Here is a 26,490-nt window from a genome sequence, read left to right on the forward strand (position 1 = left end):
AACGCCGCCGTGATGCGGCGGCTGTTCTGGCGCCTGTTCGCCGCGTTCTGGATCGCGACCGTGGTCGTGCTGCTGGCGTTCGCGTGGATCTCCACCAGCCGCTTCGAGAACGAGCGCATTCCCGGCCTCGACGTGACCCGCCTGCAGGCCAAGATGGACGACCTGCTCGGCCGCACCGCGCGCGAACTGCGCCACGACGGCGAGGCCGACGCGCGCGTCTGGCTGCGCAACACGCCCGACGTCAGCGCGATCAGCGTCTACGTCTTCTCCGCCGACGGCAAGGAACTGCTCGGCCGCACCGCCTCGGAGCCGGTGCGCGACGCGGCGCAGGCGATCCTGGCCCAGGCGGCCGCCGCCGACCCGCCGCGTGGCAGCGTGGACGCCGACGGCGAGCGCCTGCGCGCCCGCGCGCTGCGCACGCGCGACGGCCGCTTCTACGCGGTGGTCGCCGCGCTGGAAGGCAATTTCCTGACCCGCCTGCTGCTGCGCCGGCCGGGCGCGTTCTGGACCCATCTGGGCATCGCGATGATCGTCAGCGCGCTGTTCGCCGCGCTGCTCGCCTGGTACGTGAGCGCGCCGCTGACGCGCATCCGCGTCAGCACGCGGCGCTTCGCCGAGGGCGATCTCGACGCGCGCGTCGGCCGCCTGCGCTTCGGTCGCAGCGCCGAGGTCGCCGCGCTGGCGGCCGAATTCGACACCATGGCCGAGCGCATCAGGACGCTGGTCGACAGCCATCGCCTGCTGGTGCGCGACGTCTCGCACGAGCTGCGTTCGCCGCTGGCGCGGCTGCGCGTGGCGCTCGAACTCGCGCGCGACGGCGACGGGCCGCAGGTCAGCGCCGCGCTCGACCGCATCGAGCACGAATCCGACCGCCTGGAGACCATGCTGGCGCAGGCGCTGGAACTGTCGCGCCTGCAGACCGCCACGCATGCCGCGCGCGACGACGTCGCGCTCGACACCCTGCTCGAGGACGTCATCACCAACGCCGACTACGAAGGCGCGCCGCGCGGACGCAAGGTGGTGCTGGCCGAATGCGAGCGGCTGTCGATGACGGGCTCGTACGCGGCGCTGCACAGCGCGTTCGAGAACGTGATCCGCAACGCGCTGGCCTACACCGCCGACGGCAGCACGGTCGGCGTGCGCCTGCAACGCGACGAGTCCGGCCACGCGGTCATCCGCGTGCGCGACCACGGCCCCGGCGTGCCCGAGGCGGAACTGACGCGCATCTTCGAGCCGTTCTACCGCACCGACGCGGCGCGCACGCGCTCCAGCGGCGGCACCGGCCTGGGCCTGGCCATCGCGCGCCGCGCGATCGAACGCCACGGCGGCCGCATCGTCGCGCGCAACGCCGACGGCGGCGGGCTCGAGGTGCTGATCCGCCTGCCGCTGCCGCGCGAACCCGGCGCGGCGCGCGCGGGCGCGACGGCCAAGGACGCGCCCGCGCGCCATCGCATCGAGGCCGGGCACCCGCTCTAGAGCGCTCCGGACGAAGGCTCGGCCGCGAAGCGATCCTCGCAAGCCGCAAGCCGGCAATGGCAGAATGCGCGGCCCGATGAACGCCCTCGTCTCTCCGCGCAAGGCCACCCCGCATCACGCCCGCGAACTGACCGAAACGCTGGCCTGGCTGCGCCTGTGCGCGGTGTCGGGTCAGGCGCTCACCGTCGCCGTCGTCGCGTTCGCGTTCCGGCTGCCGATTCCGCTGCTGCCGCTCGCCGGCGGCATCGCCGCGCTGGCCGCGTTCGGCGCATTCGCCTTCTGGCGCCTGCGCCAGCCGTGGCCGGTCAGCGCCGCCGAGGCGTTCGGCCACATCGCGGTGGACATCGGCGTGCTCGCCTTCCTGCTGTACTGCTCGGGCGGCGTGACCAATCCGTTCGTCTCGCTGCTGGTGATGCCGATCGCGCTGGCCGCGGCGGCGCTGCCGCGCCGGCACGTGATGGCCGTGGCCCTGCTCGCCTCCGCCGCGTACCTGGCGCTGATTCCGTGGCATCTGCCGCTGCCGTCGCTGCCCTCCGCCGCGGGCGGCAACTTCAACCTGCACGTGGTCGGCATGGCGATCAACTTCGGCGTCATCGCCGCGGTGCTGGCGTTCTTCATCTCGCGCCTGGCGCGCGCGCTGCGCGAGCGCGAGGCGCAGATCCAGCGCGAGCACGAGCGCGCGCTGCGCGACGAGGGCATTCTCGCCATCGCCACGCAGGCCGCCGGCACCGCGCACGAGCTGAACACGCCGCTGTCGACGATCCGCACCCTGCTCGGCGAACTGCGCCGCGAACGGACCGACGGCGCGCTGGCCGGCGACCTGGACCTGCTGATCGGCCAGGCCGACCGCTGCCGCGACATCCTGCGCGAACTGGTCGCGATCGGCCGGCGCCAGCTCGCCGGCACGCCGCGCAAGATGCCGCTGGCCGAGTTCGTGCGCGACTGCGAATCGCATTTCCACCTGCTGCGCCCGGAAGTGGAGCTGCGCACCTCGATGGGCGAAGGCGCCGAGGTGCGCATCATCGAGGCGGAGCCGAACCTGCGCCACGCCGTCATCAACCTGCTGAGCAACGCGGCCGACGCCTCGCTCGCCGCCGGCTCCAGCGTGATCGAGCTGGGCGTGGTCGCCGGCCGGCGCGTCGCCGAGGTGTTCGTGCGCGACCACGGCAAGGGCAGCAGCATCGCACCGGGCACCGGCACCGCCTTCCAGACCAGCAAGCAGCACGGCCTCGGCCTGGGCCTGGCGCTGGCCCACGCCACCGCGGAACGGCTCGGCGGCGACCTCAGCGCCGAGGCCCTCGCCGACGGCGGCTGGCTGCAGCGATTGCGCGTGCCGCTGTCGGCAGCCGACAATCGCGGGTTATGAACCTCGCCACGAACCGCCATGTGATCGTGATCGACGACGACCTCGTCTTCAGCGCCGTGCTCGCGCGCGCGCTGAACGCACGCGGCCTCGTCGCATCCACCGCTCCCGACCGCGCGACCGCGCTGGCGCAGGTGCGCCAGAACGCGCCCGACTACGCCGTGCTCGACCTCAAGCTCGGCGCCGAGAACGGCCTCGCGCTGATTCCCGAACTGCTCGCCGCGCAGCCGAACCTGCGCATCCTGCTGCTGACCGGCTACGCCTCGATCGCCACCGCGGTGGAGGCGATCAAGCGCGGCGCGCACGACTACCTGGCCAAGCCGGTCGACGCCGACCAGGTTGTACAGGCGCTGCTCGGCGACGCGGGCGAGGAAACCGACGCGCCGCTGGAAGTGCACACGCCGCCGCTGAAGCGGCTGGAATGGGAGCACATCCAGCGCGTGCTGACCGAATGCGGCGGCAACATCTCCGAGACTGCGCGCCGGCTCGGTCTGCACCGGCGCACGCTGCAGCGCAAGCTGTCGAAGCGGCCGGTGCGCGAATCGCACTAGGCGCGCGTTGTAAGGCGATCCGCCTCAGGCGATCCGCGGCGCGCCGAGGAAGGCCGCGTAGCGCTCCGCCGCCTCGTCGAAGGCCTGGCGCAGCGGCGCCTTCGGCGCGTCGAACCAGTCCGCGGCGATCGCGACACCGGCTTTGGACACGCTGCGCTTCCAGGTCCCGGCGATGCGGCCGTCGGCGAGCAGCACCGGCTTGAAGATGCCGTTGCCGGCGCGGTCCGCGTGGGCCGCGTCGAGGAACGCGCCGCGCTCGCGATAGGCGACGGTGTATTCGTCCCAGGCCGGCAGCAGGTGCACGCGCGCGCCGCCTCCTGCCGCGGCGTCCGCCGGCGCGTACCAGTACTCGACGCCATCGACGCGCTCGGACGCGAACTGCGCACGCACGCTCTCGTGCGCCGCGGCGGCGTCGGCCGCGGCGAGCCCCGACCACCAGGCGAAGTCCTGCACGCCGGCCGGGCCGCGGCTGGAGAAGTAGCGCCGCGCAAGCGCGGCGAGCGCGTCCTCGCGCGACGGGGCCGGCGCCGGCGGCAGCCAGTCGTCGAGCCGGACGAAGGTGTGCTGCTTGCCGGCGCGCGGGCCGAAGCACAGCGTTCCCTCGTGCGCCAGCCACCAGACCAGATGCAGGCCGCGCGACGCGGCGGTGGCGATGCCGGCGGCCTCGAACTGCGCGTACAGCGCGTCGCGCGCGAGCGCGCGGCCGCCGCCGAGCGCGTGATCGCAGACCTGGCGCGCACGCTCGACGACGCGCTCGTCGAGGTCGAAGTCGCGCTGAAGGCGGCGCTTCTGCCTCTGCAGGGTGCGCGCGCCGTCCAGCGCCAGCAGCCAGCGCAGGTCGGCCGCCGCGACGAAGTGCAAGGTGCCGCGCAGCGGCCAGCTGCGCACGATGCGCCGTTCGGCCAGCGCGCGCTCGATCGTCGCCTCGTCGGCGCCGCGCACGCGCTGGCCGACGCCCCACAGCGCGCCGAGGTAGTCCTGCGCCTGCACGGCGAGCTGTGTGGCGACCGCCTGCTCGGCGTCGGCGAAGGGATTTGCGGCGAGGCGATGTCCGCGCAGGCGCTCGCGCAGGACGTCGAAGCGGGCCGCCTTCACGCGGGCGGATCGCCGGGCACCGGCACGCGCACCATCGTGTCGAGCAGGCGTTCGAGCATCGTCGCAGCGTCGCTGCAGCGGCCGGTGTGCACCGGCGAGGTCTGGATCATCGTGCTGCGCGGCGCGGTCAGCCAGTAGAAGCGTTCGCGCTTGGGCAGGCGGCCGATCGGGCCGGCCTCCTCGCCGCCGGCGCAGATCGCCGGAAACGCGGCGAGGTGCCGGCGCACGGCGTCGAGGTCCAGCCCCGGCGCGAGCGCGAGCAGGCGCGCCTCATCGAGCTCGACGCGCGCCTGGAGGAAATCGCCGGACTTGGACGACAGCACGACGCCGGCGTTGAGGAATTCGCCGCGTTCCACGCGCGGCACCACGCGGATCAGCGCGTAGTCATACGTCGCGAGCACGGATCGCCTCCTCGACGAATTCGCGCGGCTGGCGCAGGCGCCGGCACAGGTACTGCGCGTACGCATCGCGGTGCGCGGCGGCATCGGCGAACGGCGCATCGCCGAGCAGCCATGCGTCCGGAACCTGCGCGACGATGCGCCGGATCGTGTCCTCGTCCAGCAGGCCGGTCAGCCGCGCGTCGGCTTCGCGCAGCGCGCCGGCGTACGGCAGCAGCACGTGGTCGCGGATGCGCGCGAACGGCGCGTTCGCGCGCTCCAGGTAGCCGCTCCAGTCGTGGTGGAAATACAGCGCCGCGCCGTGGTCGATCAGCCACAGCCGGCGGTGCCACATCAGCATGTTGGTGTTGCGCGCGGTGCGGTCGACGTTGCTGACGAAGGCGTCGAACCAGACCACCGCCGACGCCAGCTCCGCATCGACGCTCTCGACCACCGGATCGAACGTGACCGATCCGGGCAGGTAGTCGAGCGCGAGGTTCAGGCCGGCACTGGCGCGGATCAGGTGCTGGATCTCCGGGTCGGGTTCGGTGCGCGCGAGATCGCCGTCGAGTTCGACGAACACGATCTCCGGCACGCGCAGACCGAGCGCACGCGCGATCTCGCCGGCGACCAGCTCGGCGATCAGCGCCTTCGGCCCCTGCCCGGCGCCGCGGAACTTCAGCACGTACAAGCCGGCGTCGTCGGCCTCGACGATCGCCGGCAGCGAGCCGCCTTCGCGCAGCGGGGTGACGTAGCGGGTGGCGGAGACGGTACGTATGGTCATCAATTGGACTCTGTCTGCGTACCCTTCCGCCTAACCGAATGTCTTGAAAGAACGAACTCGAGCATGCAGGCGAACCCGAGCACGGCCCCGACAAGAATCAAGAGCACCGATTGCGAACGCTCCATTCGACGAAGGTTGTCCCGAGCGGAAACGTAGCTCTTCGCAAGCCCTTCGACTTTCAGCAACAGCGGATCGGGTGAAGTCGTCTGCAGATTTCTTTCTACTACCTCAGCGTAGACTGCGTGCCCGGATTCGTCGTTCCTCGATCGATCCGGAAACGGATAGGTCACCAGCCCGCTCAAAATCAGAGCGCCTCCCAAAAGCATCGGGATCCACTTTAGAAGTGCTAACACGAGACCTCCGGATTTTTCTCGCGAACCAGTGCGGACGAATGTGGTGCCCGACAACTACGGAGGCATCCAAAGCGATACTCTAGTTTCCGAGGATCGCCACGTGCACCTTGCCGTCCTTGTCGACCCAGCCGCGGTACATGCCGTCGGTGTTGAACGGGGTGGCGAAGTTGCCGTCGGAATCCAGCGCGATCACGCCGCCGTCGCCGCCGAGCTTGGGGATCACGTCCATCACGACCTGCCTGGCCGCGTCCGCCACCGGCGTCTTGGCGTACTCCACGCGCGCGCAGATGTCGCGCGCGGCGGTGGCGCGGATGTAGTACTCGCCCCAGCCGGTGGCCGACACCGCGCAGCGCGCGTCGGCGTAGGTGCCGGCGCCGATGATCGGCGAATCGCCGACGCGGCCCCAGCGCTTGTTGGTCATGCCGCCGGTCGAGGTGCCGGCGGCCAGGCGCCCCTGCGTGTCGAGGGCGACCGCGCCGACGGTGCCGTGGTGCGGCGTCTTGCCCGGCTCGGCCTTCTTCTTGCGCTCCTCGCGCAACGCGCTCTGCAGTGCCTGCCAGCGCTCCTCGGTATAGAAGTACTTCGGATCGACCAGCTCGATGCCGGCGGTCCTGGCGAACACCTCGGCACCGTCGCCGACCAGGAACACGTGCTCGGACTTCTCCATCACCGCGCGCGCCAGCAGGATCGGGTTCTTCACGCGGTGCACGGCGGCGATCGCGCCGGCGCGCAGGGTGGCGCCGTCCATGATCGCCGCGTCGAGTTCGTTCTTGCCGTCGTGCGTGAACACCGCGCCCTTGCCGGCGTTGAAGCGCGGCGAATCTTCCAGCACCACGATCGCCTTGCCGACCGCGTCGAGGCTGCTGCCGCCGGATTTCAGCACGCCGTAGCCGGCCTCCAGCGCGCGCTGCAGGTCGGCGCGCACGAGCTTTTCCTTTTCCGGCGTCAGCTCGGACTTGACCACGCCGGCGCCGCCGTGGATGACGAGCACGGGCACGGCGGCCTCCGCGGTCAGGGCGAACAGCAGGCAACCCACCAAGAACAGAGGACGAAACCGCATGAATGCACTCCTGCCAGGGCCGATCGGCGATGATCGGCGCGCAGTATAGTGCGGCTCACTCCTGCTCCTGCACGAGCGCGGGAAAGTCGACGCGGATGGTGGTGCCGGCGCCGAGCTGGCTGGAGATGCCGATCTCCCAGCCGAAGCGGTCGGCCAGGCGCTTGACGATCGACAGGCCGATTCCGTGCCCTTCGCCCTTGCTGCGCACCGAGCCGCGGTAGAACGATTCGAACAGGTGTGCGAGGTCCTCCTCGCTCATGCCCACGCCGGTGTCCTGCACGATCACGCAGGCGTCGTCGATGGTGACCGTGATCGAGCCGCGCTCGGTGTACATGCAGGCGTTGCGGATCAGGTTGCCGATCAGCACGCCGAACGCGCGCGGCGAGGTGTGCAGCGTGTACACCGCGCGCTCCTCGACGCTCAGGTGCACGGGCTTGTCGTCGATCAGCGGCCGCGCGCGCTCGACCTCCTCGCGCACGGCCTCGTTGACGGTGAAGTCCTCCTCCGGCAGGCCGACGCCGTCCTCGCGGGCGAGGATCAGGAACGAATCGATGAGCGCCTCCATGTCGCGCGCGGCGCGGCGGATGCGGCCGGCGGTGCGGCGCGCGAATGCGGGCAGTTCGTCCTCGTCGAGCAGGATGTCGGCGCCGACCTTGATCACGGTCAGCGGCGTGCGCAGCTCGTGGCTGGCGTCGCGCGTGAAGTTGCGCTCGCGGTCGACGAATTCCTCCAGCCGCACGGCGAAGCCGTGCAGGGCCTGGGCGAGGCTGCCGACGTCCTCGTCGACCTCCAGCTGCACCGGCAGGTTCTCCGGCAGCAGCGCGTCGATGTCCGGCGCCTTGGGATCCCAGCTGCGCACGGTCTCGGCCAGCACGACGATCGGCGCCAGTGCGCGCCGCGAGGCGCGGTAGGCGAGCCAGGCGGTGACGTAGACCGTGCCGAGGATCATCGCGAACAGGCCGAAGCCGATCCAGAACACGAAGGCGTGCAGGCGGCGCTGCTCGGAAACGACGTAGAGACGCCCGGCCGGCGTGTCGGCGATCGACACCGCCGGCCGCTTGGCGTTCGGGCCGTGGTAGCCGGGCGGCAGCGCGGCGATCTCCGCCGGCAGCTCGGGCACGTCGCCGGCCGCACCGCGCAGGTAGCCGCGCACGAACGAGTTCTGCGGCGGCGGCGCGTTCGGATCGTCCGCCTGCCGCTGCGTGAACTGGGCGGTTTCGCGCACCACGATCTCGCGCAGGATCAGGTTCTCGATCAGGCTGGCCACGACGTAGACGCCGAGCAGGCCGGCCAGGCTGATCGCAGCCATCTGCTGGATGAAAACGGCCCAGATCTTGCGGCGGATACCAATCGGGCGGTGCATTCCGTGTCTCCGCGGCGCGCCGCGTCAGTGCGTCCGGACGATCGGCCTCCCGCCTGCGCGGCGCGGACGGTACCTCAGGCGCTGCGGCGGTCCGGTGCCGCCTCCACGCCGAGGTCGGCGAGGCGGTATCCGGAACTGTGGATCGTGTGCAGCAGCTGGTTGGTGAACGGACGATCGATGATTTTTCGCAAATTGTACAAATGGCTACGCAACGTGTCCGAATCGGGCAGCAGATCGCCCCAGACTTCGCGCTCGATGTCGCGGCGGCTGACCACGCGCGGCGACTCGCGCATCAGGATCATCAGCAGCTTCACGCCGATCGGCGCCAGCTGCAGCTCCTTGCCGGCACGCGTCACGCGCAGGGTGGCGGTGTCGAGCACGAGGTCGCCGACCTTGAGCACCTCGTCGCTGACCTGGCGACGGTTGCGCCGGATCAGCGAGCGCAGGCGCGCTTCGAGTTCGCGGATCTCGAACGGCTTGACCAGATAGTCGTCGGCGCCGGCGTCCAGGCCGACCAGCTTGTCCTCGACGGTGTCACGTGCGGTCAGCATCAGCACCGGTGTGGCGCGTTTTTCCTCGTGGCGCAGGCGTCGGCACAGCGAGATGCCGTCCAGGCCGGGCAGCATCAGGTCGAGGACGATGACGTCGTAGCTGTTGGTGGAAGCCAGCCGCAGGCCGCTGATGCCGTCCGCTGCATAGTCGACCGAATAGCCGCGCCGTTCGAGGAATTCGCCGACGGTTTCCGAGATGCCTCGACTGTCCTCGACGAGCAGGATCGCACCGGTGTGACTGTCGCGCTTGTCCACGAAACCCCCTTTTGCACGCCATTTTCACCTTCGTGAAAATTACGGACCGGACGCCGTGATCGAGACGTGAAAAAGTAGGCCCGAATCGGTTTCGTTTTGCAAACGGCGGCGAATGGTACCGAGGCATCGTCCGCAATCCGGCCGACTGGAAGAACGTCGTCATCCCCGCGAACGCAGGGATCCACCGTGATTCTTCTCCGGCTCGCCCGAAGGCGAGAGGGATTGCCGCGCTCGCGGGAATGAAGGCCTTCGGGCTTCGAGGTGCCGCATGGGCGGCACCTCTCGCCCGGATCGCTTCAGCCCGCGCGCATCACTTCAGGCCGCGCTGCTCCAGCAGCGGCTCGACGCTCGGATCGCGGCCGCGGAACGCGCGGTACAGCGCGGCCATGTCCTGCGTGCTGCCGCGCGACAGGATCATGTCGCGGAAGCGCTGGCCGTTCTCGCGCGTCAGGCCGCCGTGCTCGCGGAACCAGTAGAACGCGTCGTGATCGAGCACCTCGCTCCACAGGTAGGCGTAGTAGCCGGCTGCGTAGCCGCCGCCCCACACGTGCGCGAAGTACGAGGTGCGGTAGCGCGGCGGCACCTCGTAGACGTTCACCTTGTACTGCTCGAGCGCCTTGGTCTCGAACGCGTCGACATCCTGCTTGGGCGTGCCGGCCGGCTGCGTGTGCCAGGCCATGTCGAGCAGGGCCGCGGCGAGGTACTCGGTGGTGGCGAAGCCCTGGTCGAAAGTGCGCGACTTGTTGATCTTCTCCACCAGCTCGGCCGGCATCGGCGCGCCGGTCTGGTAGTGCTTGGCGTAGTTGGCGAACACCTTCGGATCGCGCGCCCAGTGCTCGTTGAACTGCGACGGGAACTCGACGAAGTCGCGCGGCACGTTGGTGCCCGACAGGGTCGGATACTGCGTGTCGGCGAACATGCCGTGCAGCGCATGGCCGAACTCGTGGAACATCGTGGTGACGTCGTCGTAGGTGATCAGCGCCGGCTGCCCCGCCGCCGGCTTGGTGAAGTTGCAGACGTTGTAGACCACCGGCTTGGTGCCGAGCAGGCGCGACTGTCCGACCAGGTTGTCCATCCAGGCGCCGCCGCGCTTGCTGTCGCGCTTCCAGTAGTCGGCGTAGAACAGCGCCAGCGACTTGCCGTCGGCGTCGAACACCTCGTACACGCGCACGTCCGGCTGATAGACCGGAATGTCCTTGCGCTGCTTGAAGGTCAGGCCGTAGAGCTGGTTGGCGGCGTAGAACACGCCGTCGTTGAGGACGCGGTCGATCTCGAAGTACGGCTTGATCTGCGCCTCGTCGAGGTCGTACTCGGCCTTGCGCACCTGCTCGGCGTAGAACTGCCAGTCCCACGGCGCGAGCTTGAAGCCGCCTTTGTTCTTGTCGATCAGGGCCTGCATCTTGGCCGCCTCGCCCTTCGCCTTGGCGGTCGCGGTCGGCACCATGTCGGTCATCAGCTTGATCGCGTTCGCCGGCGTCTTGGCCATCTGGTCGGCCAGCGTGTAGGAGGCGAAGTCCGCGTAGCCGAGCAGCTTGGCGCGGTCGGCGCGCAGCACGGCCAGGCGCTGGATGATCGCGCGCGTGTCGTTGGCGTCGCCGTGCTCGGCGCGCTCGGTCGACGCCTTGAACAGGCGCTCGCGCACGCCGCGGTCCTGCAGCGAGACCTGCGCCGGCTGCTGCGTCGTGTTCTGCAGCGCGACGAGGTACTTGCCGTCCTTCTTCGCCGTCTTGGCGGCATCGGCGGCGGCGGCGACGTCGGCGTCGGAGAAGCCGGCGAGGTCCTTCTTGTCATCCACCACCAGCGCGCCGCCGTTGTTCGCGGCGAGCAGCTTGTTGGAGAAGTCCGTGGTCAGCGTCGACTCTTCCTTGTTCAACTCGCGCAGCTTGGCCTTGTCGGCCTCGCCGAGCTTGGCGCCGGCGCGCACGAAGTTGTCGTAGTAGCGCTCGACCAGGCGCTTCTGCTCGGCGTCGAGGCCGAGCGTGTCGCGCGTGTCGTAGAGCTTGCCGACGCGCGCGAACAGCTTGTCGTCGAGGTAGATCGCGTCCTGGTGCTCGGCCAGCTTCGGCGCGATCGCCTCCTGCACCTTCTGCAGCGTGTCGTTGGTGTCGGCGCCGGTCACCGCGTTGAAGGCGACGGCGACGCGGGTCAGCATCTGGCCGCTGCGCTCCAGCGGCACGAGGGTGTTGTCGAAGGTCGGCGCATCCTTCTGCGCGGCGATCTTGGCGATCTCGGCCAGGTGCTCGCGCATGCCGGCCTCGAAGGCCGGCTGGTAGTGGGCGTCCTTGATCTTGTCGAACGGCGGCGCCTGGAACGGCAGCGTGCTCGCCTTGGCGAACGGGTTGCCTGCGATGGCCGCCGTCGCGGCCGCGGGGTCCTTCGCCGAGGCGTCCGGCGCCGACGCCAGGATGCCGAAACCGCTGACCAGAACCAGATTCATCGTCGTCACCAGGAGCCGTTTGCGCAGCATTGAGTGTCCTCGCTGAGGGGAGCGCCGCGCCCGCAGGCCCGGCCGGGGCGCGCAGCTTAGCGGACTGGCGCCGGCCCGACATAGGCCGTTAGGCCCGGTCGGCACCGGCGCGGCGGCCTCAGCGCAGGCCGTGCAGCGCCGGCTGCAGCACGGCCCAGACGTTGTCCAGCAGCCGCGGCTGCGCCTTCGCGTTCGGGTGCAGGCCGTCGTCCTGCATCAGGTCCGGGTCCAGGGCCACGCCGTCGAGCAGGAACGGCAACAGCGGCGCGTTGAATTCCTCGGCCAGGCCCCGATACATCGAACGCAGGCCGTCGCGATACTGCGGCCCGTAGTTGACCGGCAGCTCGATGCCGACCAGCACGACGCCGGCCTTGGCGGCGCGGATCGCGGCGAGCATCTTCGCTAGGTTCGCGCGCGCCTCGGCCAGCGGCAGTCCGCGCAGGCCGTCGTTGGCACCGAGCTCGACGACCACCAGCGCCGGCTTGTGTTCGGCGAGCAGGGTCGGCAGGCGCGCCAGTCCGCCGGCGGTGGTCTCGCCGCTGATGCTGGCGTTGACGACCGGACGCGGCGACGGCGAGGCTTGCAGGCGTTGCTCGAGCAGGGCGACCCAGCCGTCCTTCAGCGCGATGCCGTGCGCGGCGGAGAGCGAGTCGCCGAGCACCAGCAGCGGCGCCGGCGCGGCCGCGGCGAGCGAAACCAGACAGACCCATCCCAGTACGAAACGAAGCAGGAACATGAGCGCAGACACCATCGCCTTGAGTGCGAGCGAGATTAGCAAAGTCGTCGACGGCCCCGACGGACGGCTGACGATCCTCGACGGTGTCGCGCTCGACGTGGCGCGCGGCGACAGCCTGGCGATCGTCGGCGCGTCCGGATCGGGCAAGACCACCCTGCTCGGCCTGCTCGCCGGACTGGACCGTCCCAGCCGCGGCACGATCACGCTGGCCGGACAGTGCCTGGACGCGCTCGACGAGGAAGCACGCGCACGCCTGCGCCGGCGCCTGGTCGGCTTCGTGTTCCAGAGCTTTCACCTGCTGCCGGCGCTGAACGCGGAGGAGAACGTGATGCTTCCGCTCGACCTCGAAGGCCGCGCGGACGCGCGCGAACGCGCCGCCGAGGCGCTCGCGCGCGTCGGCCTGGACCGGCGCCGGCATCATTTTCCGCACCAGCTGTCCGGCGGCGAGCAGCAGCGCGTGGCGCTGGCCAGGGCCTTCGTGCACGAGCCGGAAATCCTGTTCGCCGACGAGCCGACCGGCAACCTCGACCAGCGCACCGGCGCCAGCGTCGGCGACCTGCTGTTCGCGCTGAACCGCGAACACGCCACCACCCTGGTGCTGGTCACGCACGACGAAAAGCTCGCCGCGCGCTGCGCGCGGCGCCTGCCGCTGCGCGAAGGACGCATCGCGGAGGAGACCCGGTGAGGCCCCTCGCCTTCGCCGCGCGCAGCCTGCGCCGCGAATTCCGCCAGGCCGAGCTGGCGACGCTGGCGGCGGCGCTGGTGCTGGCGGTGGCCGCGCTGACCGCGGTGGCGACCCTGGCCAGCCGCGTCGAGCGCGCGATCCTCGCCTCCGCGGCGGAGCTGATCGGCGGCGACCTCGGCCTGACCGCCGGCAAGCCGGTGCCGGCCGAGTTCGCCGACGAGGCGCGGCGGCGCGGCCTGGCCACGAACCGGCTGGCGGATTTTCCGAGCGTGGTGTTCGCCGGCGAGGCGAGCAAGCTGGCCGACGTGCGCGCCAGCGACGAAGCCTTTCCGCTGCGCGGCGAGCTGCGCGTGCTCGGCGCGGACGGCGTGGAGAAGGCCGCGCACGCGCCGCCCGCCGGCGCGATCTACGCCGATCGCGCGGCGCTCGCCGCATTGGCCGTCGAAGTCGGCGCGCACGTGCAGCTGGGCGGCCGCGATCTGGCGGTGGCCGGGGAAATCGTGCAGTCGCCCGACGGCGGCAACGTGTTCCGCCTGGCGCCGCGCGTACTGATGAATCTCGCCGACGCCCAGGCCAGCGGCCTGATCGGCGTCGGCAGCCGCGCGCGGCATCGCCTGCTGCTGGCCGGCGATGCCGCGGCGATCTCGGCCTTCGCCGCCTGGGCCAAGCCGCGCCTGCCCGACGGCGCCGAACAGACCACGGTGGAGGACGCGCAGCAGAACCTGCGCACCGCGTTCGAGCGCGGCGAGAGCTTCCTGCGCCTGGCGGCGCTGCTGGCCGCGCTGCTGTCGGGCATCGCGATCGCGCTGGCGGCGCAGCGCTTCGCCCGGCGCAAGGTGGAAGAGGTCGCGCTGCTGCGCTGCCTGGGCGCCAGCCGCGGCGAAGTGCTCGCCGCGCTGCTGCTCGAACTCGGCCTGCTCGCGCTGCCGGCCTGCCTGCTCGGCCTGGCGCTCGGCCTCGGCCTGCAGGAAGTGGTGCTGGGCCTGGCGCGCGGCCTGTTGCCGGGCGCGACGCCGGCGCTGCCGTGGGGTCCGCCGCTGGCCGCCGTCGCGGTCGGCCTGGCGGTGCTGTTCGGCTTCGCCCTGCCGCCGCTGCTGCGCCTGCGCGAGGTGGCGCCGATGCGCGTGTTCCGTCAAGAGCCGACGCGGCGCGCGCGCCGCTTCGATGCGCTGTACCTGCTGCCGCTGCTGGTCGGCGCGGTGCTGATCTTCTTCGGCGCCGGCAACGTGCGCCTGGCGGCGACGCTGGCGGCCGGCTTCGCCGGCGTCGCGCTGGCGACCTTCGCGCTCGGCCTCCTGCTGCTGCGGCTGGTGCGTACGGCCGCGACCCGCCTGCGCGGCGCGCTGCGCTTCGGACTGGCCAACCTGGCGCGCCGGCGCGCGCTGACCCTGCTGCAGGCCGGCGCGCTGTCACTGAGCCTGACCGCGCTGGCGGTGCTGGCGGTGGTCGGCCCCTCGCTGCTGGCGCGCTGGCGCGACGAGCTGCCCGGCGACACGCCGAACTGGTTCGTGCTGAACCTGCAGACCGAGCAGCGCGCCGCGGTCGAGCAGCGCCTGCGCGAACTGGGCGCGAGCAGCCTCAACACGCTGCCGCTGGCGGTCGGCAAGCTGGTCGCGATCAACGGCCGCGCGCCGAATCCGGACGACTACCAGGACCGCCGCGCGGCCGGCTGGATCAACGGCGAGACGCGCCTGAGCTGGAGCGACACGCTGCCCGGTTCGAACAAACTGCTGCAGGGCCGCTGGTTCGACGCGCCGGCGTCGACGCCGCAGCTGTCGGTCGACCAGATGTGGATCGACATGTTCCACCTGAAGCTCGGCGACACGATGACCCTGCGCGTGGGCGAGCGCGAGATCACCGCGACCATCGCCAGCATCCGCGGCGTCGACTGGGACTCGTTCCGCGTCAACTTCTTCCTGATGCTCGATCCGGCCAGCGGCGCCGGTCTGCCGCACAGCCACGTCGCCAGCTTCCATCTCGACGGCGACGCGACGCAGGCGCTGGCGGCGCTGTCGCGCGCGCATCCGAACCTGTCGCTGATCGACCTCAACGCGATCCTCGACCGCGTGCGCGACATCATCGCGCGGGTCAGCCGCGCGGTCGCCTGGGTGCTCGGTTTCAGCCTCGCCGCCGGCCTGCTCGTGCTGCTCGCGGCGCTTGCCTCGACCGCCGACGAGCGGCGCCACGAGACCGCCCTGCTGCGCACCCTCGGCGCGCACCGGCGCCAGCTCGACGTCGCGGTGCTGACCGAGTTCGCCGCACTCGGCCTGCTCGCCGGCTGCATCGCGATCGCCGGCGCCGGCGCGATCGGCACCCTGCTCGCGCGCCAGGTGTTCCGCCTGGGCGACTACCTGCCGCCGCTGGGCGAGCTCTCGCTGGTGGTCGTCGGCGCCGCGCTGGTGGTGGCTCTCGCCGGCTGGACCGGCACGCTGCGCATCGCGCGCACCTCGCCGATGAACGTGCTGCGGCGCGCCTGACCGCCGCCTGCGGCGCCTGGCGGCCGCAGGCGCTGCACGATTACGGGACGTCCGGGCTCGATTTCCACTCGAACGTCGTCTTCAGGTCGAACGTGCTGAACATGATGTGGCTGCGATTGATCTCGCGCCCCATCGCCGGCTCGCCCTCGAGCTTGCCGGACCACCAGCCGGTCTGCGACCTGCCGACGAACTCGATGCGCTGCTGGCCGGTGATGAACACCATCGTATGCGTGCCGTCGGCGGCCACGGTGTCGCTCATGCGGCAGACGTCCGGCTTGGAGTCGTTGATCTCGCAGCGGCCGGAAGGCCGCGTCTCGTCGGCCATCGCGGTGCAGGCCGCAAGGCCCAGGGACAGGGAAACGGCCAGCAATTTCCACGACATCGAAGCCTCCTGCGCGGCTCGCGCCGCATCGACGGGAACGCGTCGGAGCTTGCGCAAATCCGCCGGGCAAGTCCAGCGCACGCCGGCGCACTTAGAATGCCGCGATCTTCCGACCGCGAGCCCCGCCATGTGGAATGCCGTGCTGCCCGTCCTCCTGCTGATCGGCTCGAACGTGTTCATGACGTTCGCCTGGTACGGCCACCTGAAATACACCGACCGGCCGCTGTGGCTGGTGGTGCTGGCGAGCTGGGGCATCGCGTTCTTCGAGTACTGCCTGCAGGTGCCGGCCAACCGCTACGGCTACGCCGTGTTCAATCCGGCGCAGCTGAAGGCGATGCAGGAAATCATCACGCTGTGCGTGTTCGCCGCGTTCTCGGTGGCCTACCTCGGCACGGCGATCCGCTGGAACCACTGGGTCGGCTTCGCCCTGATCGTCGCCGCCGCATTCTTCATCTTCCAGGAGTGAACCGATGAGAATCCCTGCGACGGTTTTCCTGGCGATCGCCGCCGCGGCCCTGCTCGGCGGCTGCGCCGGCGTGCCGAAGGCGCCGGCCGGCGACGGCGTGCACACCGAGCGCGTCGACAAGGCGTTCGACCTCGCCGACGGCGTCGAGCGCGTCGCGCTCGACAATCCCTGGGGCATGATCAACGTGCGCAACCGCGACGAGCGCGAGGTCGGCATCCACGCGGTCGTGCAGAGCCAGGCGCCCGCTCCGGCCCGGGCCGCGTTCCGCGCGCGCCGCGACGGCACCACCCTGCGCATCGAGGTCGCGTTCGACGGCGATCGCGCGCAGCCCGGACGCATCGACGTCGCGCTGTACCTGCCCGACGACCTGGCGCTGGCGCTGACCACGCGCGACGGTCCGATCACGGCGAAGAAGCGCGCCGGTCCGGTCGAGGCGTCCAGCGACTCGGGCCGCATCGTGGCGTCCTCGCGCGAGCGCCTGGCGCTGCGCACGCGTGACGGCCTGATCCGCGCCGCCGCCGTCGGCGCGCGCTGGCGCGGCGCCAGCACGATCGAAACCGACGGCGGCCGCATCGTGCTGCGCGTGCCGACCTTCGGCGACATCGCGCTCGACGCGCGCACCGGCGGCGCGCTGCGCACCGATTTCGGCCTCAGCGTGCACGCACAGCCGGACGGCGGCCACGCCGCTCGGGCGCGCTACGGCGCGGGCACGTCGCCGCTGCAGGTGCGCAGCGCGCACGGGGAGATCGTGCTTGAACAACTCGTCCTGCTGGGTGAGGATAAGGAACCTCCCGAGGACGACGACTGACTCCGCCCAAAGGCCGAGCGCCGCGACCTCGTTTCCGGCTCCGGCCTCGCCGCCCGGCTCGCTCGCCACTGGGGTGCTCGCATGAAGTTGGGATACCGTTTCCTCGCCGCGGCCGCCCTGATGGCCGCCGGCATCGCCTCCGCTGCGGCGGCGGACGCACCGGCCGTGTCGCGCGGCGCCGACTACGTCAGCCCGCCGTCCGTGCCGGAGCGCTTCTTCCTCGACGCGCGCACGCGCCCGGTGATCCCGGCGTGGAAGCCGGGCGACCCGATCCGCGAGATCCCGCGCCAGTTCCACGGCGAGGAGGAACGGCAGAAGCACCCGCCCGAGCCGGTGAACCCGGTCGTGCAGGGCATCGACGTGCTGGTCGAACTGCAGCGCACGTTCGACGCGCGCCGCGGCCCGCGCGGCGGCGGCTTCACCACGCCGCTGGCCAACGCCGACGGCCAGGACTTCAGCGGCTTCGTCCCGCCCGACTCGTCCGGCGACGTCGGCGGCGGCTACTACGTCGAGGTCATCAACGGTCCCAGCGGCGGCGCCACCTACACGATCTACGACACCGCTTCCGGCACGCTCGCCGCCGGTCCGTTCATCATGGACGACCTCGGCGGCGGCGGTGCCTGCGCCAACGGCGGCGGCGACGGCGTGGTCGTCTACGACCATCTCGCCGAGCGCTGGCTGTTCACCGAGTTCACCAGCGGCAGCAACGACCTGTGCGTCTACCTGAGCGCCGACGGCAACCCGGTGTCGACGACCTGGACGCGCTACGTGTTCACGCCGCCGAGCTTCCCCGACTATCCCAAGTACGGCGTGTGGTCCGACGCGTACTACGTCGGCGCCAACGAAGGCCCGGCCGTGTACGCGATGGACCGCACGCGCATGCTCGCCGGCCAGACCGCGACGATGCAGCGCAAGGCGGTGCCGGAACTGGCCGGCCTCGGCTTCCAGATGACGCCGCCGGTGTCGCTGTTCGGCACCACGCCGCCGCCCGCCGGCGCGCCCGGCTTCTTCGTGCGCATCAACGACGACGAACGCAACAACGCCGGCTCGAACGATCCGGCCAACGACTTCATCGAGCTGTTCACGCTGGACGTGGACTTCACCACGCCGGCGAACACCGTGCTGACCGGCCCGATCCGCGTCGCCGAGAACGAGTTCGACTCGCGCTTCCAGATCGCCGGCGGCTTCGGCGCGATCCACCAGCCGGGCACCTCGACCACGCTCGATCCGCTGCTCGAAGTGCCGATGGTGCCGGTGCACTACCGCAACTTCGGCAGCTACGAAGTGCTGGTCGGCAACCACGTCGTGCGCCTGCCCGACGACACCACCAACAACGTCGCCGGCGTGCGCTGGTTCGAGCTGCGCCGCACCGGCGGCCCGGCGAACCCGTGGGTGATGTACCAGCAGGGCACCTATGCGCCGGACGACGCCGGCGGGCAGATCAGCCGCTGGATGGGCGCGATCGGCATGGACGAGTCCGGCAACATCGCGCTGGGCTACAGCGTCGCGCGCGATCCCGGCGTGTTCCCCGGCCTGCGCTACGTCGGCCGCGAGGCCGGCGATCCGCCGGGCGTGATGACCACCGGCGAGACCACGATCGTCGACGGCGCCAGCTCGCAGAGCGGCGCCGACCGCTGGGGCGACTACTTCGGCATGGGCGTCGATCCGGCGGACGGCTGCACGTTCTGGTTCACCGGCATGTACATGCCGGCCGGCGGCGACTGGCGCACGCGCTACGCCGCGTTCCGCTTCGATACCTGCGGCACGCCGACCTTCACGATGACCGCCGACAACCTCGGCCAGGACGTCTGCGCGGCAGGCCCCGGCGCGACCGCGCTGGCGCCGGTGACGGTCGCCGTCAACGCGCGCAACGGCTTCGCCGATCCGGTCGCGATGAGCTTCGTGCCGGGCCTGCCGGCCGGATTCGGCGGCGGCTACACGGCCACCACGGTCAATCCGCCGGGCACCACCGTCGCCAACCTGACGGTCGACGCCACCGCCGCGCCGGGCTCGCATACGATCGTCCTGCGCGGCAGTTCCGGCGCGATCGAGCGCGATCTCGAACTGGTCGTCGGCGTCGCCACGGCCGGCGCCGGCGCGACCACGCTGACCGCACCGGCCGACGGCGCCGACAGCGTGCCGCCGCAGCCGCTGTTCTCCTGGCAGGCGGTGGACCAGGCCACCTCGTACCACATCGAGATCTCCGACGCGGCCGATTTCTCCAACGTGATCCTGGCCCAGACCGTCACCACCACGACGTTCCAGCCGACCGCCGCGCTGCCGCTGAACGCGCAGATCTGGTGGCGCGTCACCGCGACCAACCAGTGCGGCGAGACGGTCAGCGCGGTGTCCTCGTTCACCACCCAGGCCGGCCCCGGCCAGTGCAGCGCCGGCACGCCGGTACAGACGCTGTTCGACGACGACGTCGAAGGCGGCGAGAACGGCTGGACGCACGACGCGGCGATCGGCAGCGACGGCTGGGCGATCACCACCGCGCGCCCGAACAGCCCGACCCATTCGTGGAAGACCTCGGCGCCGGGCTCGGTCTCGGACCGCCGCCTGCTGTCGCCGGTGGTCGCCCTGCCGGCGAGCCTGGGCGGCCTCAACCTGCAGTTCCAGCACTGGCGCCTGCTCGAAGGCTCGGCGACCGAGTGCAAGGACGGCGGCATCCTGGAGATCTCCCTCGACGGCGGCGCGTTCAGCCAGGTCCCGGCCTCGCAGCTGCTGTCCGACCCGTACACCGCGCCGATCGCCTCCGGCAGCGGCAATCCGCTCGCCGGCAACCGCGCCTGGTGCGGCTCGCAGCCGTACACCAACGTGATCGTCGACCTGTCCGCCTACGCCGGCCACGCCGCGCAGTTCCGCTACCGGCTGGCGACCAACAGCAGCGTCACGCGCGAGGGCTGGTACGTCGACGACGTCAAGGTGCTCGGCTGCGGCGAGCTGGCACCGGACGACACGATCTTCGAGGACGGCTTCGACGGCACGCCGCCGTAGAAATCTCCACCGGACCGGTCGCGTCCGCTGCCGCGGACGCGACCCCGGCACGCGAGGGTGCGCGACACCTTTCGTCACCGTCCGTCACGATCGCCGAAAGCATTCCCTAAGCCTGCGCGCGTAGCGTCGCTTCGCGTCCACGACCACGCAGGAGGAATGCCATGAACGTTTTCCCCGCCGTCTTCGCACTGCCCCTGGCGCTGCTCTTCGCCGCCGGCGCGCACGCGCAGGCCCCCACCGGCGCGCCGGCCGGCACCACCGGGCTGTGCAAGGACGGCAGCTACACCTCGGCCGAGGCCAAACGCGGCGCCTGCCGCGGCCACCAGGGCGTCAAGGACTGGTATGCCGCGAACGCCGCGCCGGCCGCGAAAAGCGACGGCGCCGGTGCCGGTGCCAGGGCATCGAGCAGCGCCGTTCCCGCGGCCACGCCCGCGGCCGCGCCGTCCGGTTCGACCGGGCTGTGCAAGGACGGCAGCTACACGGACGCCGACAGCAGGAAAGGCGCCTGCCGCGGTCACAAGGGCGTGAAGGAGTGGTACGGCGCGAGCGTCGCCGCCGCGGCCAGGCCCGCCGCTCCGCCGGTTCCGCCGCCCGCCGCCGCTCCTTCGATGCCGGCCGCCCCGCCGGCCACTGCGGCACCGCAGCCGACCACCGCACCGCCGAGCGTACGCAAGCCGGCCGAAGCCGATCCCGCCGATCGTGCGGCGGCGCCGGGTGGCGGCGCCGGCAAGGTCTGGGTCAACCTCGAAACGAAGGTCTACCACTGCCCGTCGGACCGCTACTACGGCAAGACCAAGCAGGGCGAATACCTGTCCGAAGCCGAGGCGAAGGCCAAGGGCAACCACGCCGCGCACGGCAAGGCCTGCACGCCGTAGCGCCCCTGCAGTGACGTCATTCCCGCGCAGGCGGGAATGACGGAGGAGCGCCGGTGATCAGCGACGCGGCGGCAGGCTGACCTTGCCGCCGACGTCCGAGTAGTGGATGTCGTCGACGTTCGCCTTCGACTCGACCGTGAAATCGCCGCGCACGCGGTCGGCGCGGATGTCGCCGGAGCTGTCGCTGCCGACGCCGGCATCGCCGCCGATGTCGTCGAAGACGATGTCGCCGGAACTGTCGTGGTCGATGCGCGCGCGGCCGCTGACGTGCCGGAATTTGACGTCGCCGGAGCTGTCGTTTCGCACGTAGGCGTCGCCGCGCACGTTGCGGATCTCGATGTCGCCGGAGCTGTCGGCGTCGACGGTGACGTTGCCCTCGACGCCGTCCGCCTCGATGTCGCCGGAGGTGTCGCTGATGCGCACCGCGCCGCCGAGGTCGCGCAGGTCGATGTCGCCGGAGCTGTCGGTCAGGTCCAGGCCGCCGCGCAGGCCGGCGATCTCGATGTCGCCGGAGGAATCGCGCAGCTCCAGCTTCAGCGTCTGCGGCATGCGCACTTCGACGTCGATGTAGGCGTAGCGGCTGCCGAACAGCTTCATGCCGCTGCCGCTGTCGGGGATGACGGTGGCCACCGTCGCCACGTCGCCCTGGCGTTGCTGCGTGAGCTGCAGCTCGGCCAACGTGGCCTCGTCGCTGGCGCAGGCCTTGCCGCGGACTTCGATGCGAGCCAGGCCAGGCACGCCCTTGACGTCGAGGTCGCCGGCGCCGGTGTCCAGCCTCAGCGTGGCGAGGGCCTGCACGTCGACGTCGACTTTGCGCTCGGCGCGGAACGCGCAGTCGTCGGCGAAGGCCGACAGCGGCAGCAGGAGCAACAGGGAGAAGGTGGCGGTACGGGACAGCATGGGACCTCCGGCGTGCGCTGTGGAACCTCGTTGGATACGCCGCAGCGCCGGAAGGTTTACACGGCCGGCATCAGAACTCGAATCCGTCCTGGAACACCACGTCGAGCGCGGCGCCGGCCTCGACCGCCCCGCTGTCGCAGCCCGCCCCGGCCGGCCGGCTGCCGCCGCGCTGGTCGACGCGGATCGGGCATTGCGAAGCCGGCACGCGATCGATCGCCGCGCTGCCGCCGCCCGGCAGCATCGTCTGCGTGGCACCGCCGTTGCTCGCCAGAGCACCCAGCAGCGGGTCGCCGGCGCCGTCGCCGGCCTGCGAGAACGGGCATTGCGTGGCGCCGGACCAGAGGTTGTAGCCGGCCGAGACCAGCACGCCGTCGCAGTTGCCGCCGGCGTTGCCGGCGAGGATCGAACGGCTGATCGTCAACGTCGCGCTGGCGCTGCCTTCGTTGTAGACGCCGCCGCCGAAGGTGGCGTCGTTGCCGGTGACGGTAGCGTGCTCGATGCGGCTCTCGCCGCTGCCCTCCTGGTAGAACGCCGCGCCGCCGACTGCCTCGTTTTCGGTGAAGGTCGAGTTGCTCACGCTCGTGCCCGAAGCGCTGTGGATCGCGCCGCCGTTGCGCGCAGCGACGTTGCCGACAAACGTGCTGGCGCGCACTACCAAGGTGCCGTTGCGGTTCGAGATCGCGCCGCCGTCGCCGCCGGACGCGGTGTTGCGGTTGCCGCTGAAGGTGCTCGCCTGCACGACCAGGATGCCGTCGTTGGCCACTGCGGGGCCGTCCGAGACGTTGTCGCGCACGCGCACGCGATCGAGCCGCAGCGTGCCGAAATTCTCCAGCGCGTGCACGTCGCCCTTCCGGCCGTGCTGCAGGGTCAGGCCGCGCAGCGTCGCGTGCGCGCTGAAGAACACCTGGAAGAACGGCGAGGCGTCGCCGCCGTCGAAGGTGATCGTGCCGCCGCCGTCGACGACGACCGCGCTGGCGATGGTCTTGTAGTGCGTGAACGCGATCGTCGCGGTGCCGCACTGGAAGGTGATCCGGCCGCCGCCGCTGCCGTCGACGGTGGCGAGCACGCTCTGGAAGCCGGCCTCGTTGCAATTGCCCGCCGTGACCACGCCGTCGGCCGCCTGCGCCGTCGTCGCGCAGGCCATCCAGCACGCCACGCAGAGCGTGCCGAGGCGCCACCCGGTTGTTCCGTTCCCGCGCATGTCGCTTCCCCTCATCCCCGGAATCGGGGTTCGTCGCTCGGAGAAACGCTCAATAAGGCCCGTTCGTGACACGCGCAGGCGCCATCCCCGCGCTACCGCGATTCCTCCGCCTTGGCGCGGTCCCACAGCGCGTCCTGCTCGGCCAGCGACTGCTGCGCCAGGCCGCTGCCGGCTTCGGCGGCCAGCGCTTCCATGCGCCGGAAGCGGCGCTCGAACTTCGCGTTCGCGTGACGCAGTGCCTGCGAGACGTCCACCTGCGCGTGCCGCGCGAGGTTGACGCAGACGAACAGCACGTCGCCGATCTCGTCGGTGAGGCGCGCGGGATCGGCGCCGGCGGCGAATTCGGCGCGCACCTCGTCGATCTCCTCGTGCAGCTTGTCGAACACCGGGCCGACGTCGGGCCAGTCGAAACCGACCCTGGCCGCCTTCTTCTGCAGCTTCAGCGCGCGCTGCCATTCCGGCAGGCCGCGCGACACGCCGGCCAGCGCGCTCGCGTCGGCCTCGCCCTTCGCCGCACGCTCGTCCGCCTTCAATGCTTCCCAGTTCGCCGTCTGCGCCGCGGCCGATTCCACGCGCGCGTCGGCGAACACATGCGGATGGCGGCGCACCATCTTGTCGCAGATCGAGGCGACGACGTCGCCGAAGGCGAAATGCCCGGCCTCCTCGGCCATGCGCGCGTGGAACACGACCTGCAGCAGCAGGTCGCCGAGCTCGTCGCGCAGGTCGGCATGGTCGCGGCGGTCGATCGCGTCGGCGACCTCGTAAGCCTCCTCGATCGTGTACGGCGCGATCGTCTCGAACGTCTGCTCGACGTCCCAGGGGCAACCGCGCTCGCGGTCGCGCAGGCGCGCCATGATGTCGAGCAGGGCGTCGATGGACGGCGGTGTCGGCGTCGGGGTCATGGTGTCAGGGCTGAGAGCTGATCTGAGGGCTGAGGGCTGAGGGCTGGGATTGTCGTCATTCCCGCGCAAGCGGGAATCCATTGTTGGTCTTTGGAAGCCCATGGATGACCCGCCCTGCGGCTGCCGAAAAGCGCCGCGTTCGCGGGAACGACGGCGGTATCGCCGACCGGCTTCCGCTTCAGGGCCTGGCCAGCAGCGCCGACCAGTCCGCCTCGCGCTCGCCGACTGCGAAGAAATCCGGATTCAGCAGCGAGTCGCGCGTGTTGTAGCGCAGCGGCTGGCCGTCGAAATCGAACACCGCGCCGCCGGCCTGCTCGAGCACGCACTGGCCGGCGGCGGTGTCCCATTCCGAGGTCGGGCCCAGGCGCAGGTACAGGTCGGCCTCGGCCGCGGCGATGCGCAGGAACTTCAGCGACGAGCCGAGCGGCAGCTTGGCGCAGGGACCGAGCCGCGCCAGCAGATGCGCCTCGTGCTCGGATCCGTGCGAGCGGCTGCCGGCCACCGTCAGCGGCGTCGCGCGCCGGCGCGTGCCGATGCGGCGCGGCTTCGCGCCGGCGCTGTCGGCGAGCCAGGCATCACCGCCGTCCCAGGCCACGGCCAGTTCGCCGCCGACCGGCTTCTGCACGACGCCGAGCACCGGCCGGTGCGCGTCGATCAGGGCGATGTTGACGGTGAATTCGCCGTTGCGCTTGACGAACTCGCGCGTGCCGTCGAGCGGATCGACGAGCCAGTAGCGCGACCAGCGCGAGCGCTCGCTCCACGGCACGTCGGCCGACTCCTCCGACAGCACCGGCAGCTCGGGCGTCAGCTCGGCCAGCGCGGCGACGATCAGGCGGTGCGCGGCGAGATCGGCCGCGGTCAGCGGCGATCGATCATCCTTCTGCGAAACCGCGAAATCCGATTCGTAGACCTCGAGGATCGCCGCCGCCGCGCGTTCGGCGATCGTTCCCGCGGCGCGCGCGAGCCGCTCCAGCGAGGCGCTCACGGCTGCGGCCGGAAGCGGCCGGCGAGGTATTCGCGCGCCATGAACAGCGCGGCGATCGAGCGGCCCTCGGTCACGTCGGGCCGTTCGAGCAGGGTGTGCAGTTCCGACAGTTTCCACGACACCACTTCCAGCTCCTCCGGTTCGTCGCCGACCAGGCGCTCGGGATACAGCTCGCGCGCCAGCACCACGTGCGTCATCGCGGTCATGTAGTTGGGCGACAGCGACAGCCGGCCGAGGATGTGCAGCTCGCGCGCGCCGTAGCCGACTTCCTCCTTCAGCTCGCGATCGGCGCCCTGCTCGACCGTCTCGTCGCGGTCCAGGCGCCCCTTCGGCAGGCCCAGTTCGTAGCGGTCGGTGCCGACCGCGTACTCGTGCACCAGCAGCACGGTGTCGTGGTCGAGCATCGGCACGATGATGACCGCGCCCAGGCCGGAGCTGCGCAGGCGCTCGAAGGTGCGCTGCTGGCCGTTGGAGAACTCCAGATCCACCTGCTCCAGGCGCAGGAAACGGCTCGAGTCGACGCGGCGGGTCTCGTGGATGATCGGCGGCTTTCGCATGCCGCGATTGTACGGGAGTGCGGCGCGCGGCGGCCGCCTCTCACGGCAGCGCGTCGGCCCAGTTCGACCACCAGTGCTTGGGCTGCACCGGCATGCGCTGCCACCAGGCGTCGATCGCCGACGCATCGCCGGCAAGCCAGGCGGCGCGATGCGCGGAGTCGCCGGCGGCGACACCGAGCGCGCGCGCCAGCCGCGGATACAGCGCGCCGCGCGCCAGCGACCGATGGCGCGTGAGCAGGCTGAGCAAGGTGAACGCGTCCGCGTCCGTAGCCGCGGCGGCGACGCGGCCGGCGGCCTCTTCGGCGGCGGGCATATCGGCCGCGCCGTCGAGCGCCCGCTCGAGTTCGCGCACCGCGTGCACGAAGTCTGGCGCCGCCTCCGGCCGCAGCGGCGTCGAGGCGCGTCGCGCGTCGAAGTCCATCGCGAAACCGGCGGGCAGCAGCACTTCCTGCGCGTCGAGGCGGTAGGCGACCCAGCCGCTGCGCACGTAGACCCTGCCGCGGCCGTCGGCATCCTTCCACAGGTCGAAATCGCAGCCGAGATCGACCACCTCGGCCGCGCCGGCGTCGACGCCGAAGTATCCCGGCGGCGCCCAGATGCGCGCGCGCAGGTGACCGCGATCCAGCGCGACGCGATGCTGGCCGCTGCGCGTCTGCACCAGGCGCAGCGCCGACTGCGGCGACAGGCGGAGGCTGCCGATGCGCGCGACCGCGATGGTCAGCGATTCCTGCGCGCCGGTCCGCACCGTCGCGCCGGGCGCGAGCTGCGCCGGCGCCGCGGCGGACGCGTCGATGCGCCACGGTTTTCCGTCGCTCCACGCCAGC

General features: G+C 71.4%; 24 protein-coding genes. 9 read left to right on the forward strand and 15 right to left on the reverse strand.

Features of this window, described 5'->3' with window-relative positions; all coding sequences use genetic code 11:
• Nucleotides 1–12: 12 nt before the first annotated feature.
• The 3 genes from ACFO6Q_RS04535 to ACFO6Q_RS04545 all read left to right on the forward strand — a co-directional run bounded on the left by ACFO6Q_RS04535 (nucleotide 13) and on the right by ACFO6Q_RS04545 (nucleotide 3,390).
• Nucleotides 13–1,476 (forward strand): ATP-binding protein, encoded by a 1,464-nt coding sequence (locus ACFO6Q_RS04535; RefSeq protein WP_380019381.1) that lies wholly within the window; start codon nucleotides 13–15, stop codon nucleotides 1,474–1,476.
• A 76-nt stretch (nucleotides 1,477–1,552) separates the two neighbouring features.
• Nucleotides 1,553–2,842 (forward strand): ATP-binding protein, encoded by a 1,290-nt coding sequence (locus ACFO6Q_RS04540; RefSeq protein ID WP_380019355.1) that lies wholly within the window; start codon nucleotides 1,553–1,555, stop codon nucleotides 2,840–2,842.
• Complete coding sequence (locus tag ACFO6Q_RS04545) at nucleotides 2,839–3,390, forward strand: response regulator transcription factor (RefSeq protein WP_380019356.1); 552 nt, start codon at nucleotides 2,839–2,841, stop codon at nucleotides 3,388–3,390. The genes ACFO6Q_RS04540 and ACFO6Q_RS04545 overlap by 4 nt, the downstream gene beginning before the upstream one ends.
• Before the next feature lie 24 nt (nucleotides 3,391–3,414).
• Here the strand turns inward: ACFO6Q_RS04545 and ACFO6Q_RS04550 are convergent, their stop codons facing one another.
• The 8 genes from ACFO6Q_RS04550 to ACFO6Q_RS04585 all read right to left on the reverse strand — a co-directional run bounded on the left by ACFO6Q_RS04550 (nucleotide 3,415) and on the right by ACFO6Q_RS04585 (nucleotide 12,431).
• Nucleotides 3,415–4,485: a winged helix DNA-binding domain-containing protein gene (locus ACFO6Q_RS04550; protein ID WP_380019357.1), complete on the reverse strand. Its 1,071-nt coding sequence runs from the start codon at nucleotides 4,483–4,485 to the stop codon at nucleotides 3,415–3,417.
• Nucleotides 4,482–4,886, reverse strand: a complete 405-nt coding sequence (locus ACFO6Q_RS04555; RefSeq protein ID WP_380019358.1) for a DUF3037 domain-containing protein — start codon at nucleotides 4,884–4,886, stop codon at nucleotides 4,482–4,484. Before ACFO6Q_RS04555 ends, ACFO6Q_RS04550 begins: the two co-directional genes overlap by 4 nt.
• Complete coding sequence (locus ACFO6Q_RS04560) at nucleotides 4,870–5,640, reverse strand: HipA family kinase (RefSeq protein ID WP_380019382.1); 771 nt, start codon at nucleotides 5,638–5,640, stop codon at nucleotides 4,870–4,872. The genes ACFO6Q_RS04555 and ACFO6Q_RS04560 overlap by 17 nt, the downstream gene beginning before the upstream one ends.
• A gap of 438 nt (nucleotides 5,641–6,078) precedes the next feature.
• On the reverse strand, nucleotides 6,079–7,059 hold the full coding sequence (locus tag ACFO6Q_RS04565; protein WP_380019359.1) for an isoaspartyl peptidase/L-asparaginase family protein: 981 nt from the start codon (nucleotides 7,057–7,059) through the stop codon (nucleotides 6,079–6,081).
• Nucleotides 7,060–7,114: 55 nt separating this feature from the next.
• Nucleotides 7,115–8,422: a sensor histidine kinase gene (locus ACFO6Q_RS04570; protein WP_380019360.1), complete on the reverse strand. Its 1,308-nt coding sequence runs from the start codon at nucleotides 8,420–8,422 to the stop codon at nucleotides 7,115–7,117.
• Between the two features lie 74 nt (nucleotides 8,423–8,496).
• Nucleotides 8,497–9,228, reverse strand: coding sequence for a response regulator transcription factor (locus tag ACFO6Q_RS04575; RefSeq protein ID WP_380019361.1), 732 nt, complete (start codon nucleotides 9,226–9,228; stop codon nucleotides 8,497–8,499).
• A 310-nt stretch (nucleotides 9,229–9,538) separates the two neighbouring features.
• A complete protein-coding gene (dcp, locus tag ACFO6Q_RS04580; RefSeq protein WP_380019362.1) occupies nucleotides 9,539–11,695 on the reverse strand; it encodes a peptidyl-dipeptidase Dcp in 2,157 nt (718 codons plus the stop codon).
• A 118-nt stretch (nucleotides 11,696–11,813) separates the two neighbouring features.
• The gene (locus tag ACFO6Q_RS04585; protein ID WP_380019363.1) at nucleotides 11,814–12,431 is read right to left on the reverse strand and encodes an arylesterase; all 618 of its coding nucleotides are present in this window, start codon (nucleotides 12,429–12,431) and stop codon (nucleotides 11,814–11,816) included.
• On the opposite strand from ACFO6Q_RS04585, the gene ACFO6Q_RS04590 reads away from it, so the two are divergent.
• Complete coding sequence (locus ACFO6Q_RS04590; RefSeq protein ID WP_380019364.1) at nucleotides 12,430–13,116, forward strand: ABC transporter ATP-binding protein; 687 nt, start codon at nucleotides 12,430–12,432, stop codon at nucleotides 13,114–13,116. The two genes, ACFO6Q_RS04585 and ACFO6Q_RS04590, sit on opposite strands and share 2 nt — an antisense overlap.
• Nucleotides 13,113–15,593: an ABC transporter permease gene (locus tag ACFO6Q_RS04595; protein ID WP_380019365.1), complete on the forward strand. Its 2,481-nt coding sequence runs from the start codon at nucleotides 13,113–13,115 to the stop codon at nucleotides 15,591–15,593. Before ACFO6Q_RS04590 ends, ACFO6Q_RS04595 begins: the two co-directional genes overlap by 4 nt.
• A 40-nt stretch (nucleotides 15,594–15,633) precedes the next feature.
• Here ACFO6Q_RS04595 and ACFO6Q_RS04600 read toward each other — a convergent pair whose 3' ends face one another.
• A complete protein-coding gene (locus tag ACFO6Q_RS04600) occupies nucleotides 15,634–15,975 on the reverse strand; it encodes a hypothetical protein (protein ID WP_380019366.1) in 342 nt (113 codons plus the stop codon).
• A gap of 127 nt (nucleotides 15,976–16,102) precedes the next feature.
• Here ACFO6Q_RS04600 and ACFO6Q_RS04605 point away from each other — a divergent pair, with 127 nt between their 5' ends.
• From ACFO6Q_RS04605 to ACFO6Q_RS04620, 4 genes are all read left to right on the forward strand, one after another.
• On the forward strand, nucleotides 16,103–16,441 hold the full coding sequence (locus ACFO6Q_RS04605; RefSeq protein ID WP_380019368.1) for a DMT family protein: 339 nt from the start codon (nucleotides 16,103–16,105) through the stop codon (nucleotides 16,439–16,441).
• 4 nt (nucleotides 16,442–16,445) lie between these two features.
• On the forward strand, nucleotides 16,446–17,249 hold the full coding sequence (locus tag ACFO6Q_RS04610; protein WP_380019369.1) for a DUF4097 family beta strand repeat-containing protein: 804 nt from the start codon (nucleotides 16,446–16,448) through the stop codon (nucleotides 17,247–17,249).
• Nucleotides 17,250–17,330: 81 nt separating this feature from the next.
• Nucleotides 17,331–20,246 (forward strand): hypothetical protein, encoded by a 2,916-nt coding sequence (locus ACFO6Q_RS04615; RefSeq protein ID WP_380019370.1) that lies wholly within the window; start codon nucleotides 17,331–17,333, stop codon nucleotides 20,244–20,246.
• Nucleotides 20,247–20,407: 161 nt separating this feature from the next.
• A complete protein-coding gene (locus tag ACFO6Q_RS04620) occupies nucleotides 20,408–21,121 on the forward strand; it encodes a DUF3761 domain-containing protein (protein ID WP_380019371.1) in 714 nt (237 codons plus the stop codon).
• A gap of 57 nt (nucleotides 21,122–21,178) precedes the next feature.
• Here ACFO6Q_RS04620 and ACFO6Q_RS04625 read toward each other — a convergent pair whose 3' ends face one another.
• From ACFO6Q_RS04625 to ACFO6Q_RS04650, 6 genes are all read right to left on the reverse strand, one after another.
• Nucleotides 21,179–22,021, reverse strand: coding sequence for a DUF4097 family beta strand repeat-containing protein (locus ACFO6Q_RS04625; protein WP_380019372.1), 843 nt, complete (start codon nucleotides 22,019–22,021; stop codon nucleotides 21,179–21,181).
• 70 nt (nucleotides 22,022–22,091) lie between these two features.
• Nucleotides 22,092–23,165 (reverse strand): choice-of-anchor Q domain-containing protein, encoded by a 1,074-nt coding sequence (locus ACFO6Q_RS04630; protein ID WP_380019373.1) that lies wholly within the window; start codon nucleotides 23,163–23,165, stop codon nucleotides 22,092–22,094.
• Between the two features lie 149 nt (nucleotides 23,166–23,314).
• Complete coding sequence (gene mazG / locus ACFO6Q_RS04635; RefSeq protein ID WP_380019374.1) at nucleotides 23,315–24,124, reverse strand: nucleoside triphosphate pyrophosphohydrolase; 810 nt, start codon at nucleotides 24,122–24,124, stop codon at nucleotides 23,315–23,317.
• 178 nt (nucleotides 24,125–24,302) lie between these two features.
• Nucleotides 24,303–25,109, reverse strand: coding sequence for a 3'(2'),5'-bisphosphate nucleotidase CysQ (gene cysQ, locus ACFO6Q_RS04640; protein ID WP_380019375.1), 807 nt, complete (start codon nucleotides 25,107–25,109; stop codon nucleotides 24,303–24,305).
• Nucleotides 25,106–25,666: an ADP compounds hydrolase NudE gene (nudE, locus tag ACFO6Q_RS04645; protein ID WP_380019377.1), complete on the reverse strand. Its 561-nt coding sequence runs from the start codon at nucleotides 25,664–25,666 to the stop codon at nucleotides 25,106–25,108. The genes cysQ and nudE overlap by 4 nt, the downstream gene beginning before the upstream one ends.
• A 40-nt stretch (nucleotides 25,667–25,706) precedes the next feature.
• Nucleotides 25,707–26,490, reverse strand: a 784-nt coding sequence (locus ACFO6Q_RS04650) for a FecR domain-containing protein (RefSeq protein ID WP_380019378.1), incomplete at its 5' end; no start/stop codon positions are given.

Origin of the sequence: Dokdonella ginsengisoli (assembly GCF_042652785.1) — a bacterium.
In the GTDB taxonomy this organism is placed as follows: domain Bacteria; phylum Pseudomonadota; class Gammaproteobacteria; order Xanthomonadales; family Rhodanobacteraceae; genus Dokdonella_A; species Dokdonella_A ginsengisoli.

Excerpts from the sequence above, each read along its gene's own strand:
- ACFO6Q_RS04610 (WP_380019369.1), top strand. The coding sequence starts at position 16,446 with ATGAGAATCCCTGCGACGGTTTTCCTGGCGATCGCCGCCGCGGCCCTG.
- mazG (WP_380019374.1), bottom strand. The coding sequence starts at position 24,124 with ATGACCCCGACGCCGACACCGCCGTCCATCGACGCCCTGCTCGACATC.
- ACFO6Q_RS04625 (WP_380019372.1), bottom strand. The coding sequence starts at position 22,021 with ATGCTGTCCCGTACCGCCACCTTCTCCCTGTTGCTCCTGCTGCCGCTG.
- ACFO6Q_RS04570 (WP_380019360.1), bottom strand. The coding sequence starts at position 8,422 with ATGCACCGCCCGATTGGTATCCGCCGCAAGATCTGGGCCGTTTTCATC.
- ACFO6Q_RS04585 (WP_380019363.1), bottom strand. The coding sequence starts at position 12,431 with ATGTTCCTGCTTCGTTTCGTACTGGGATGGGTCTGTCTGGTTTCGCTC.
- ACFO6Q_RS04540 (WP_380019355.1), top strand. The coding sequence starts at position 1,553 with ATGAACGCCCTCGTCTCTCCGCGCAAGGCCACCCCGCATCACGCCCGC.
- ACFO6Q_RS04535 (WP_380019381.1), top strand. The coding sequence starts at position 13 with ATGCGGCGGCTGTTCTGGCGCCTGTTCGCCGCGTTCTGGATCGCGACC.
- nudE (WP_380019377.1), bottom strand. The coding sequence starts at position 25,666 with ATGCGAAAGCCGCCGATCATCCACGAGACCCGCCGCGTCGACTCGAGC.
- ACFO6Q_RS04620 (WP_380019371.1), top strand. The coding sequence starts at position 20,408 with ATGAACGTTTTCCCCGCCGTCTTCGCACTGCCCCTGGCGCTGCTCTTC.
- ACFO6Q_RS04605 (WP_380019368.1), top strand. The coding sequence starts at position 16,103 with ATGTGGAATGCCGTGCTGCCCGTCCTCCTGCTGATCGGCTCGAACGTG.
- ACFO6Q_RS04590 (WP_380019364.1), top strand. The coding sequence starts at position 12,430 with ATGAGCGCAGACACCATCGCCTTGAGTGCGAGCGAGATTAGCAAAGTC.
- ACFO6Q_RS04545 (WP_380019356.1), top strand. The coding sequence starts at position 2,839 with ATGAACCTCGCCACGAACCGCCATGTGATCGTGATCGACGACGACCTC.
- ACFO6Q_RS04600 (WP_380019366.1), bottom strand. The coding sequence starts at position 15,975 with ATGTCGTGGAAATTGCTGGCCGTTTCCCTGTCCCTGGGCCTTGCGGCC.
- ACFO6Q_RS04565 (WP_380019359.1), bottom strand. The coding sequence starts at position 7,059 with ATGCGGTTTCGTCCTCTGTTCTTGGTGGGTTGCCTGCTGTTCGCCCTG.
- dcp (WP_380019362.1), bottom strand. The coding sequence starts at position 11,695 with ATGCTGCGCAAACGGCTCCTGGTGACGACGATGAATCTGGTTCTGGTC.
- ACFO6Q_RS04630 (WP_380019373.1), bottom strand. The coding sequence starts at position 23,165 with ATGGCCTGCGCGACGACGGCGCAGGCGGCCGACGGCGTGGTCACGGCG.
- ACFO6Q_RS04615 (WP_380019370.1), top strand. The coding sequence starts at position 17,331 with ATGAAGTTGGGATACCGTTTCCTCGCCGCGGCCGCCCTGATGGCCGCC.